Annotated in this window: 10 protein-coding genes and 1 pseudogene; 5 read left to right on the top strand and 6 right to left on the bottom strand. The window is 60.0% G+C overall.

The genetic code is table 11. The features are described from left to right. Positions 1-687: LysR family transcriptional regulator (locus ABJP42_RS15605; RefSeq protein ID WP_348341970.1), on the bottom strand; the 687-nt coding region annotated here is incomplete at its 3' end. A 133-nt stretch (positions 688-820) separates the two neighbouring features. Here ABJP42_RS15605 and ABJP42_RS15610 point away from each other — a divergent pair. Further along, on the top strand, positions 821-1,780 hold the full coding sequence (locus ABJP42_RS15610; RefSeq protein WP_348341972.1) for an NAD(P)-dependent oxidoreductase: 960 nt from the start codon (positions 821-823) through the stop codon (positions 1,778-1,780). A gap of 133 nt (positions 1,781-1,913) precedes the next feature. Here the strand turns inward: ABJP42_RS15610 and ABJP42_RS15615 are convergent, their stop codons facing one another. Both ABJP42_RS15615 and ABJP42_RS15620 read right to left on the bottom strand, forming a co-directional pair. Beyond that, positions 1,914-2,699, bottom strand: coding sequence for a crotonase/enoyl-CoA hydratase family protein (locus ABJP42_RS15615; RefSeq protein WP_348341986.1), 786 nt, complete (start codon positions 2,697-2,699; stop codon positions 1,914-1,916). Positions 2,700-2,845: 146 nt separating this feature from the next. Next, entirely contained in the window at positions 2,846-3,928 is a 1,083-nt protein-coding gene (locus tag ABJP42_RS15620; RefSeq protein ID WP_348341974.1) for an SMP-30/gluconolactonase/LRE family protein, read from the bottom strand. A gap of 93 nt (positions 3,929-4,021) precedes the next feature. On the opposite strand from ABJP42_RS15620, the gene ABJP42_RS15625 reads away from it, so the two are divergent. Then, positions 4,022-5,140, top strand: a complete 1,119-nt coding sequence (locus ABJP42_RS15625; RefSeq protein WP_348341976.1) for a pyridoxal phosphate-dependent aminotransferase — start codon at positions 4,022-4,024, stop codon at positions 5,138-5,140. A 91-nt stretch (positions 5,141-5,231) separates the two neighbouring features. Then, entirely contained in the window at positions 5,232-5,456 is a 225-nt protein-coding gene (locus ABJP42_RS15630) for a histidinol phosphate aminotransferase (protein WP_348341978.1), read from the top strand. Positions 5,457-5,576: 120 nt separating this feature from the next. On the opposite strand, the gene ABJP42_RS15635 is transcribed toward ABJP42_RS15630, so the two are convergent. Then, a complete protein-coding gene (locus ABJP42_RS15635; RefSeq protein ID WP_348341980.1) occupies positions 5,577-6,800 on the bottom strand; it encodes a pyridoxal-phosphate-dependent aminotransferase family protein in 1,224 nt (407 codons plus the stop codon). A gap of 272 nt (positions 6,801-7,072) precedes the next feature. On the opposite strand from ABJP42_RS15635, the gene ABJP42_RS15640 reads away from it, so the two are divergent. Continuing rightward, positions 7,073-8,932, top strand: coding sequence for an ABC transporter ATP-binding protein (locus ABJP42_RS15640; protein WP_348341982.1), 1,860 nt, complete (start codon positions 7,073-7,075; stop codon positions 8,930-8,932). A gap of 51 nt (positions 8,933-8,983) precedes the next feature. Here ABJP42_RS15640 and ABJP42_RS15645 read toward each other — a convergent pair whose 3' ends face one another. Beyond that, positions 8,984-9,664, bottom strand: a complete 681-nt coding sequence (locus ABJP42_RS15645; RefSeq protein WP_348341984.1) for a TIGR04283 family arsenosugar biosynthesis glycosyltransferase — start codon at positions 9,662-9,664, stop codon at positions 8,984-8,986. A gap of 150 nt (positions 9,665-9,814) precedes the next feature. On the opposite strand from ABJP42_RS15645, the gene ygfZ reads away from it, so the two are divergent. Beyond that, entirely contained in the window at positions 9,815-10,549 is a 735-nt protein-coding gene (gene ygfZ, locus ABJP42_RS15650; RefSeq protein WP_348341985.1) for a CAF17-like 4Fe-4S cluster assembly/insertion protein YgfZ, read from the top strand. Positions 10,550-10,558: 9 nt separating this feature from the next. On the opposite strand, the pseudogene ABJP42_RS15655 reads toward ygfZ, so the two are convergent. After that, a pseudogene (locus tag ABJP42_RS15655) lies at positions 10,559-10,648 on the bottom strand (IS5/IS1182 family transposase); the annotation flags it as partial.

Genomic DNA, 10,648 nt, shown 5'->3' on the forward strand with positions numbered 1-10,648 from the left:
CACCAGCTGCAGGGCAGATATCGTGGTATCAACGGAAAACCGCGCCTGTTGATTGGCATAGGGCAAATCATGAGCCGCAAAATAGCGTGCCCAATGGTCCTCGTAGCCCAGAATATGGATAAGCGGAGCCTGCAAAAGATCCTGAACGGCGACGGGCAACTCAGCACTGGCCGCACAGACCGGCACGATGGTTTCCTGCGACAGGCGCTGTGCGCTTCCGTCCTGCCAATTGCCATGGCCCAGCCGGATCTCCACATCCGCTGCAACATCATCACGTGCTTCAGGGTCAGCCCAGATATTGGAAACCAGACGGATGTTGATCTCTGGGTGGCGGGCGGCAAATTCCGGCAGCAGATGCGCCAGCCACAGGGCCGAGGTCGAGACTGGCACCCGCACCGTCAGAGTCTGCGCCGCCTCAGTCCCAAACAGCCGGGTTGTCGACAGGGATATATCCGCCAGGGCCTGGCGCACCGTGAGCGCATAGGCCTGGCCGATCTCGGTCAGCTCCAGCCTGCGCGCCTGACGGTAGAACAGCTTGCTGCCCAGCCGTTCCTCGAGCGAACGGATATGCAGGCTGACGGCAGTCTGCGTCAGCCCCAGCTCCCGTCCGGTTTCGGTAAAATTCAACAACCGCGCTGCGGCCTCAAATGTGCGTAGCCAGGTCAGGTTGGCAAGCCGGTTGTCCATATATCACCAAATATTTTTGGGCATTTCTCCTGATAATTATCATTTTACTTCGCTCAGGTCGCGGGCTTTCTTGGCATCAGAAAACAGATGGCCACTCTAGAGGGCTGGCCAAAACGGATATGGGAGATCCCAAATGAAAGTTGGATTTATTGGCCTGGGCAATGTGGGTGGCAAGCTCTCTGGCTCTCTGCTGCGCAATGGCATTGACCTCAGCGTTTATGATCTGAACGACGATCTGGTGGCGCAGTTTGTTGACCGGGGCGCCAAGGCCGGGGAGAGCCCGGCCCAGTTGATGCGCGACTGCGATGCGGTGATCACCTGCCTGCCCTCCCCTGCGGCCTCGGATGCGGTGATGCAGGAGATGCTGCCAGAGGTCACCGCGGGCAAGATCTGGATGGAGATGTCCACCACCGATGAGGCCGAGGCCAAGCGGCTGGGCGGGCTGGTCATCGCCGCAGGCGGTGCAGCGGTGGATTGCCCGGTATCTGGCGGCTGCCACCGGGCAGACACCGGCAATATCGCCATCTTTGCAGGCTGTGACCGCGCCACCTTTGAACGCATCCTGCCCTTCCTCACCACCATGGGTCGCCGGATTCTGCACACCGGTGAGCTTGGCTCTGCCTCGGTACTAAAAGTACTGACCAACTACCTGGCAACGGTGCATCTGGTGGCCAATGCCGAGGCGCTGGTGACGGCAAAGGCCGCTGGCATGGACCTCAACACCGCCTATGAGGCGATCAAGATCAGCTCTGGCAATTCCTTTTCCCATGTCACTGAAAGTCAGGTCATCCTGAACGGCAGCCGCGATATCTCCTTCACTATGGATTTGGTGAAAAAGGACGTTGGCCTGTTTCAGGAAATCGCAGAACGCAACAATGTGCCCTTGGAAATCAGTCCGATGATGGTGCAGATCTTTGAGGATGGCATTGCCAAATATGGCGAGCGGGAGCTGTCGCCCAATATCATTCGCAGGCTAGAGGATACCACCGGCCTGTCGATCCTTGCCCCCGGCTTCCCGCCGGAAATGACTGATGATGAACCCGAAGAACCGGGCTATGAGGTGATCCCGCAAGGCAAAGAGATTTCGCTCTAACCTCTTCAAACGACAAAAAAAGGCGGCGTCAGGGTTCTGGCGCCGCCACTTGCTTCTGTCCCATTTCACGAGGGAAAGAAGTCTCAACAGTCTGGGAGGCGGACTGTTAAGACTGATATAGGTCAGCCCGGATCTATTTAAAGACCGGAGCGCGTTTTTGCATCTGCGCGACGATCACTTCCATCTGCTCCGGCTTGCCGATCAGCTTCACCTGCTCGGCGCTTTCGCGCAGCAGAACCTCGGATTGCGAGGCACCGGATTCGGCATATGCGATCATACGCTTGGCGGCGCGAATGGCTGTTGGCCCCTTGCCTGCAATCTCCGCTGCCAACGCCTGGGCCGCTGCCAGTGGATCATCAGAAACAGAGGTGACCATTCCCCAGGCCTCGGCCTGGGCTGCCGTGATGGGACTGGCGGTATAGGTCAGCTGCCGCAGCACATCCGAACGCACCAATTTGGGCAGCAGCACCATACCGCCCATATCGGGGATGATGCCCCATTTCATCTCCATCACCGCCAGTTTGGTATCCGGCGCAGCAATGCGGATGTCAGCGCCCAGCGCCAATTGCAGACCACCGCCATAGGTAGCCCCCTGCAGGGCAGCAATCACCGGAATCTCCAGTCGGCGCCAGATCATCGAGACCTCCTGCATCTCGTTGGCATCGTGGTGGCTGCGCTCCATCAGCCAAGCTTCCGGATCAACCTTACCCATGGCCATAAAGCTCATCAGATCCAGCCCGGCGCAAAAGCTTTTGCCCTCACCCGACAAAACCACCACCCGCGCATCCGAGGCAGCTACCTCGGCTCCGGCAGCCAGGATGCCCTTGACCATAGCGTCATCCAGGGCGTTCATCTTGTCGCCCCGTGTCAGCGTTACATGAGCGATATGATCTTTGATCTCTACGGAAACCCGCGCCATTGTGGCACCTCCTGCGTTTGGCTTGCCCAAAGACTGCCCCGGTTCGTGAGCGTGATCCAGCATAACGCAGGGGCAGATCTTGCCGCGCCCTGCGTCATCCCGCCCAACAACTCTCCGCAAAGCGGGTCACGTCAGTTGGCTTGGGCTTACTTTAAAGCGGGCAGATCACTGACAGCTCCGCGACCAAAGCCTTTCCCATCCAGCGACATGACATAGAAATCATCGCCGACGATCAGCGCACTGGTGGTGACGCCAAAGCGCCCGGAAGGATCCTGGATATTGCGCAGGATATTACCCTTTTCATCAAACTGAATGACCATACCACGATGGATTGGTGCTGGACGAACCTTTGGCCCCAACCGCCACAGAACCTTGCGCAGGAAGGGATAGGGCATCAGCACCTCTGCAGGGACACGCGGGCTGGCAAAGGCTAGCCAGAAGGTGCCATCGCCCTGGGCCTCCAGATTGTCGGGATAGCCTGGCAGGTTGCCCAAGAACAAATCCACCTCGCCGCTGCGCTCGCCTTTAAGCCAGAGCTTATGCACCCGTGCGCGGCCAGTTTCAGCGATCAGCAGGAAGTCCTCCTCCTGCGACAGCGCCACCCCATTGGTGTAAACAAAGCCGGTTGCAATCTTTTCAACGGTGCCATCGGGCAAGCGCCGCGCCACATAGCCGCTGTCGGATTGCTCCCAAACGGTCATCACCGAAGTGGGCTTGGTTCCGCCCATGGTTTCGGGATCAAACCGATCAGAGGAATTGGAGAAATACACTGTGCCATCGCGGGCAATATCCAACTGATTGGCATAGATCAGCGGCGCGCCCTCAACCTCGTCCACCAGAGTTTCCAGCTTGCCCGGCCCCGTCCAACGCATCAATCCGCGGTAGCTGTCAGAGATGTAAAGCGCCCCGTCCCGACCGACCTTGAGCCCCAGCGGGCGACCGCCAAGATCTTCGATCTTTTCCGGTGCCACCCCATCAATCCGGTAGAGCGCCCCGGCCAGATCGGTGGTGTAGATCTTGCCATCAGGCATCACCGCCAGATCCTCTGGGCCGACCGCGCCACCCGGCAGCTCTACAAACTCAAACCCGGCCATTGCGTCATTTTCTTCAAAATCTCCGGTAAAGGCGGGACCTTTGAGCGGCCGATAGACCTCTGGCTCTACAGGGACCGGCCAAAACGCAAGATAGCCCAGCCCCAGGGCGAGAATCGCGAGCACTGCCTTCTTCATCAAATTTCTCCCCGAGTTTTGGAGCATTCTGCTTTGGGTTGAACAATTACGCAAGCCTTGCTGCGCCCTATGAACTTGCGCTATTTGCGCTGCATGAAAACGCCACGCTACACCCCGCTTGCCCAGTCCCTGCCCTCGACAGTGCCCTTTGTGGGTCCCGAAACCCAAGAGCGCGCCCGTGGCGCCAGCTTTGCCGCCAGACTAGGCGCCAATGAGAATATCTTTGGTCCCTCGCCCTTGGCCATTGAGGCGATGCAACGCGCGGCAGAAGAGATCTGGAAATATGGCGATGCCCAGAGCTTTGATCTGATCCAGGCGCTTTCGGCGCATCATGGCATTCCGGCAGAGAATATCATGGTAGGTGAAGGCATCGACGGTCTGCTTGGCTATCTGGTCCGGCTGTTGATTGGCCCAGGTGACGCCGTCGTTACATCACAAGGCGCCTATCCGACTTTCAACTACCATGTGGCGGGTTTTGGCGGCACCCTGCATATGGTGCCCTACAAGGACGACCACGAAGACCCACAGGCGCTGTTTGCCAAGGCCGCCGAGGTGGATGCCAAACTGGTCTACCTCTCCAACCCGGATAATCCCATGGGCAGCTGGCACTCAGGTCAGGCCATTGTCGACGCGCTGGAGCATCTGCCCGAGGGCGCTTTGCTGCTGCTGGACGAGGCCTATGTGGAATGTGCCCCCGAAGGCACTGCCGCGCCGGTGGATATCAATGATTCCCGCGTTATCCGCATGCGCACCTTCTCCAAGGCCTATGGCATGGCCGGTGCCCGGGTTGGCTATGCACTGGCAGAAAAAGACCTGATTCTGGCCTTCAACAAGGTGCGCAACCATTTTGGCATGAACCGCACCGCACAGGCTGGCGCATTGGCCGCCTTGATGGATCAGAACTGGCTTGCCCATGTGCAGCAGGAAATCGCCACCGCACGGGGCTATATCGCCGACATCGCCGCAGAAAACGGGCTGACAAGTCTGCCTTCGGCAACCAATTTTGTTGCCATTGATTGCGGCAGAGACGGGGATTTTGCCAAAGCCGTTCTGGAAGCGCTACTGGAACAGGATGTCTTTGTTCGCATGCCCTTTGCCGCGCCACAAAACCGCTGCATCCGGATCAGCTGCGGCCCCGACGAAGACCTCGCGCTCTTTGCTGCAGCCCTGCCCCTGGCACTGGCCAAGGCACGGGCGCAGGCAGCAGGCTAGGGAGCAACCCGGCGGAAATCGCGGGGATTTTACCGGACATTCATGCTTAGCGCGCTAGCTTCTCTTGGGTAACCACCCAGGAGGGTTCGCGATGTATGATGACAAGGGCACAGGCCCCAATCCCAATAGCCCGGCACCGCAAGTGGCCTCGATTGATCTCTTTGCCGCAGCTCTATCCTTTATTGGCCTCAATCTGATGTGGATCTTCTTTGTGGGCTGGGTGCTGTTTGGCATGATTCCGGTGCTGGTGCTGGCGCTGGTTCTCAACCATCTTATCGACCGGCTCGAAGACCACCTAAACGAAGGCAAGACCTGAGCCGCCACCAAGGCCAGCAAAGGTCCTTGGCGCAAAGGGTCCATTTTCCAAGGTGCTGACCCGCTAGGATCAGCGCTGCTTGGGTTGCGGCCCGCTGCATGGGGCCAAATTAACCCGGCCTCATTCAGACTGCGCCAGCACCCTTGCCGCCGCCGAAAGCGCCCCCGGCCCATGTGGAATGTCCAGCGCCTTGAGCCCTGTTTCTATCCCCCCAAGCAGGCCCATGATCATATGACCGTTCACATGGCCCATATGGCCCAGACGGAAATGGCCGTGCCATTCCGGACTGTCTGGTGGCGCCAGCCCCAAGCCAATCCCAAGCGTCAGACCTAGGTTTTCCTCCAGCCAGTGACGCAGCTCTGTCGCCCGCGGCGCAGGCAGATGTAGCGCCGTTACCGCATGGGAGCGCAGCGCCGGATCACTCACATTCATCCGCAGCCCCAATTGGGGATTCTCAATCTGCCCCCAGGCGTCACAGGCGGCCCAAATAGCCTGCGCCAGATGCTGATGCCGCGCCCAGACCTGCTCAAGCCCTTCGCCGTGGATCAGATCCAGCGCCGCCCGCAGCCCATACAAGTGATGGGTCGGGGCAGTGCCGCCAAAATACTGATAGAACTCCTGCGGCGTGGCGCGCGCTGTCCAATCCCAATAGCGGCTCACCCGTGACAGTCTGGCCCGCGCCTCTGCCGCATTGTCATTAAAGAAAACAAAGCTCACCCCGGCCGGAGTCATCAGGCCTTTCTGGCAGGCCGTGACCATGACATCGACGCCCCAGGCATCCATCTCAAACCGGTCACATCCCAGCGAGGCGATGCAATCCGCCATCAGCAAGGCCGGATGCCCCGCAGCGTCGATCTCAGCCCGCAGCGCTGCCATATCGTTGCGGATGGAACTAGAGGTATCCACATGCACCCCCAGCACCGCCTTGATTTCATGCGCCTTATCCGCTGCCAGCCGCTCTGCCACCTGGGTCAGATCCCAGGCTGCAGCTGTGCCAAAATCAAGGATCTCCACCTCGATCCCTAGGGCCTCAGCCATCTCCGCCCAGCCAATGGCAAAGCGCCCCGAGGCCGGAACCAGAACCTTATCGCCCGGCTGCAGCGTGTTACTCAGCGCCGCTTCCCAGGCGCCATGGCCATTGGAGATGTAAATCGCCACAAAATGCTGGGTGCCCGCCAGGGCTTTCAGGTCCGGGATCAGACTGTCCGTGAGGCTGAGCAACTCACCAGCGTAGATATTTGGCGAGGGGCGATGCATCGCCTGCAACACCGGATCAGGGATTACCGATGGACCTGGAATTGCCAAATAGGGCCGCCCGGCCGCCAGCTCTGTTGTCGCGCTCATCTCTTCTGTCCCACATGGGATCAAGCCTCGCCTTCCGCGCGCCTAGATCCGGTTCACTTTTCGCAACCCTAGCCTGCGCCGGGCTGAGGTCAATTGCCGAAACACCCCGGTTTCCGCCAAAATAGACCCCTGCAGCCCGGGGCAGCGTAACCGCAGAGGAGCAGCGAAAGCTTGCGCCCCGGCCATGAGCGGCTTAAATGATCCGACCAAGTCACGAGAAGGCGCCAGATGACAGTTGACTTTCGACGCTATTGCAGCCGGGTTCTCCTATCATGAGCGATGAACACAAATCCTCCCGCGAGCTGCTGGGCTGGCTCTGGCGCGGCTATCTGCGCCACTACATGGGCCTCTTGGGCATTGCTGTCATCTTTATGCTGATCGAGGGCGCCACCATGGGCGCGCTTGGCTATATGATGCAGCCGATGTTCGATCTGGTCTTTGTCGCCGGAAACACTGATGCGCTGTTTTGGGTCAGTCTTGCCTTTCTGGCCATCTTCTCCCTGCGCGGCATTTCAAGCGTCACCCAGAAGGTGCTGCTGAGCAAAGTCTCGCAATCCTCGGCAGCGCATCTGCGCAAAGACATGCTGGCGCGGCTGATCCGGCAAGATCCCTCTTTTCACCAGACCCATGCGCCGGGCCTGTTGTTGCAGCGGGTGCAAAGCGACGTTGGCGCCATCAATTCGGTCTGGCAGGCAATGATCACTGGCGCAGGGCGCGATCTGGTGGCGCTGGTTGCCGTGCTCGGCGTCGCCATCAGCATCGATTGGCGCTGGACTGCCATTTTGCTCATCGGGGTGCCGGGGCTTTTGCTGCCAATCTCGCTGTTGCAGAAATATGTGCGCCGCAAGGCCTCTGAGGCGCGTGATCTTGGTGCCACCCTTGCCACCCGCCTGGACGAGATCTTTCATGGCATCGTGCCAATCAAATTGAACAAACTTGAAGACTACCAGCTGGGCCGGTTCTCCAAACACACCGACAAATTTGTGAAGGCCGAAGTGAAATCTGCCTTTGGGACCTCGGCGATTTCCGGCATGACCGATATCATGGCTGGCGTCGGCTTTATGGCGGTGCTGCTCTATGGCGGTTCCGAAATCATCGCCGGGGAGAAATCCGTCGGCCAGTTCATGAGCTTTTTCACCTCGATCGGCCTGTCTTTTGAGCCCATGCGGCGTTTGGCTAATGTCTCCGGGATCTGGCAGGCCGCTGCGGCAGCCCTGGAGCGGATCAAGGCCCTGATGGATGCGCCCATCCTGCTCACCTCGCCTGAAAATCCCAAACCCGCGCCCAAAGGCCTGCCCAGTATTCGTCTGAACGCAGTTAACCTGAACTACGGCGAAGCCGAAATTCTGCGCAACCTGTCGCTGGAGGCCGAGGCCGGAAAAACCACCGCGCTTGTCGGTGCCTCTGGCGCTGGTAAATCCACCATTTTCAATCTGTTGACCCGAATGGTTGATCCTCAGGCCGGGCTGGTGCGGGTCAATGACACCAGTGTGGCAGATCTGGCCACGGATGATCTGCGCGGACTGTTTTCTGTGGTCACCCAGGAAGGCCTGCTGTTTGACGAAACCCTGCGCGAAAACATCGTTCTTGGCCGGACAGACGTCAGCGACAAGGCCTTGATAAAGGCACTGGAAGACTCCCATGTTGCCGATTTCCTGGGAAAACTGCCAGATGGGCTGGACACATTGGTGGGGCCGCGCGGCTCGGCACTGTCCGGAGGTCAACGCCAGCGGGTGGTGATTGCCCGCGCTCTGCTGCGCGACACCCCTATTCTGCTGCTCGATGAGGCCACATCAGCGCTGGATGCCCAGAGCGAAAAAGTGGTGCAGCAGGCCCTCGAAAGTCTCGCAGGCGGGCGCACCACTCTGGTGATTGCCCACCGCCTCTCCACCGTGCGCAACGCTGACAAGATTGTCGTGATGGAGCGCGGCGAGGTGGTGGATCAGGGCACCCATGATGAGCTGCTGGAGCGCGGCGGCATCTATGCCGATCTCTACCGATTGCAGTTCCAGGACGGCAAAACCCTGCTGGACCCCCAGGGCATCGCGGCGCAGCTGCCGGCTCCCCAGGACCAGGATACCAGCGCACAGCCCGGCTGGCTGCGCCGGGTGATGTCCCGCTTGCTGGGCTAACGCCCTATCGCAAAGTAAGCTGAAACGCTGGCACTAATACTCTGGCGCGGGCTATTTCTGATAGCGCCGCGCCAGGTCCTTTGGATCTGCCCCACAGAAAAATCGCAGCAAAGTCCATAGATTGCCCGCCCCCCGACGCAGCCAGCCGTCGCGCTGATAGCGCGTCGCACTGGTCAAGGCCACCACCGGCAGGGACCTAAGCGATGTGAGGCGGCGCACCAAGACCACATCCTCCATCAAGGGCTGATCCGGGAATTCCCCCGCCGCCAGATAATCCTTGCGCCGCAGCAAAAGCCCTTGGTCTCCATAGGGCAGGCCAAACACCCGCGCCCGCAGATTAGCCCAGCCCGCGACCAGCGCAGGCGCCAGTCCCTTGGCTCGGAAACCGAGGCGAAAACAGGCGGGATTTCCCGCGCCAGCGTTCACATGATCCGCCACCACCGCCGCCCAACCGGGGGCAAGCTGACTATCGGCATGAAGCACCAACAACCAGTCTCCGCGGGCTGCAGCACAGCCCCGACGCAGCTGCCCCCCGCGCGAAGCCTCCCCGGTGACAAGTCGCGCGCCAGCCTCCTCCGCCAGCTCCTGTGTCCTGTCCTGCGAGCCGCCATCACTGATCACCACCTCGCGGATCAGCCCAGCGGCCAGCCCCTCCATCAGGCTGCCAAGACTGCCTGGCAGTTCAGCAGCTGCATTCAGCGTGGGGATCACTACAGTTATTGGCGCGGGCATGGTGTTTTCCTGGTTCAACTCGGGCTGCATTCCTATATCACTGGCCTATATCACTGGAACCGGCTTTGGCCACGCCCCTGCGTTGCTGCCGCGCCAAAACTCATTCCTGCCCTGTGCACTTTCTGGTCGGGCCTATCTGGAGAACTCGCCATGCGCGCGCGCAAGATCCTTCGCCTATCCGGGGCAGATACCCGCGACTTTTTGCAGGGGCTGGTCACCAGTGACGTCACTAAGATCGATCAAGGACTGGTCTATGCCGCCATGCTGACGCCGCAGGGCAAATACATTGCGGATTTCTTCTTGGCTGCAGATGGCGATGACGTGTTGCTGGACGGGGATGCCGAACAGGCCGATGCGCTGCAAAAACGTCTGGCCATGTACCGCCTGCGCGCCAAGGTCGAGATCTCTGCCACCGATCTACAGGTCAAACGGGGCACCGGCCCCGCCCCAGAGGGCGCCTTGGCCGATCCGCGCCATCCTGATCTTGGCTGGCGTCTGATTGGCAACGTGTCTGGCGAGGACGGCAGCGATTGGGACGCCCTGCATGTTGCCCATTGCATCCCGCAGGCCGGTATCGAACTGGGGCCGGACAGCTACATCCTTGAGGCCGGGTTTGAGGCGCTGCAGGGCGTCGATTTCCGCAAGGGCTGTTATGTCGGCCAGGAAGTCACCGCCCGGATGAAACACAAGACCGAGCTGCGCAAAGGTCTGCGCCGGGTTGAGATCAACGGAAAGGCCCCTGTGGGCAGCGAGATCACCGCAAATGGCAAGGTGGTTGGAACTCTGTTCTCCCAGGCTGGCGATCGGGCCATTGCCTATCTGCGTTTTGACCGCGCCAAGGGCGAGATGCGCGCGGGCGATGCCACGCTGCACTGGCAGGCCTAGGGTCAGGATTCATAACCAGAACATGACGACGGCAGCCAATGCGCATGCCGACAGGAAGACCTTGGGGCACCTGTCGTAGCGTGTTGCGACCCGCCGCCA

The organism is Pseudophaeobacter sp., assembly GCF_039971195.1.
Taxonomy (GTDB): domain Bacteria; phylum Pseudomonadota; class Alphaproteobacteria; order Rhodobacterales; family Rhodobacteraceae; genus Pseudophaeobacter.

Coding starts and splice junctions, on each gene's coding strand:
- ABJP42_RS15610 (WP_348341972.1), top strand. CDS start 821: ATGAAAGTTGGATTTATTGGCCTGGGCAATGTGGGTGGCAAGCTCTCT.
- ABJP42_RS15615 (WP_348341986.1), bottom strand. CDS start 2,699: ATGGCGCGGGTTTCCGTAGAGATCAAAGATCATATCGCTCATGTAACG.
- ABJP42_RS15620 (WP_348341974.1), bottom strand. CDS start 3,928: ATGAAGAAGGCAGTGCTCGCGATTCTCGCCCTGGGGCTGGGCTATCTT.
- ABJP42_RS15625 (WP_348341976.1), top strand. CDS start 4,022: ATGAAAACGCCACGCTACACCCCGCTTGCCCAGTCCCTGCCCTCGACA.
- ABJP42_RS15630 (WP_348341978.1), top strand. CDS start 5,232: ATGTATGATGACAAGGGCACAGGCCCCAATCCCAATAGCCCGGCACCG.
- ABJP42_RS15635 (WP_348341980.1), bottom strand. CDS start 6,800: ATGAGCGCGACAACAGAGCTGGCGGCCGGGCGGCCCTATTTGGCAATT.
- ABJP42_RS15640 (WP_348341982.1), top strand. CDS start 7,073: ATGAGCGATGAACACAAATCCTCCCGCGAGCTGCTGGGCTGGCTCTGG.
- ABJP42_RS15645 (WP_348341984.1), bottom strand. CDS start 9,664: ATGCCCGCGCCAATAACTGTAGTGATCCCCACGCTGAATGCAGCTGCT.
- ygfZ (WP_348341985.1), top strand. CDS start 9,815: ATGCGCGCGCGCAAGATCCTTCGCCTATCCGGGGCAGATACCCGCGAC.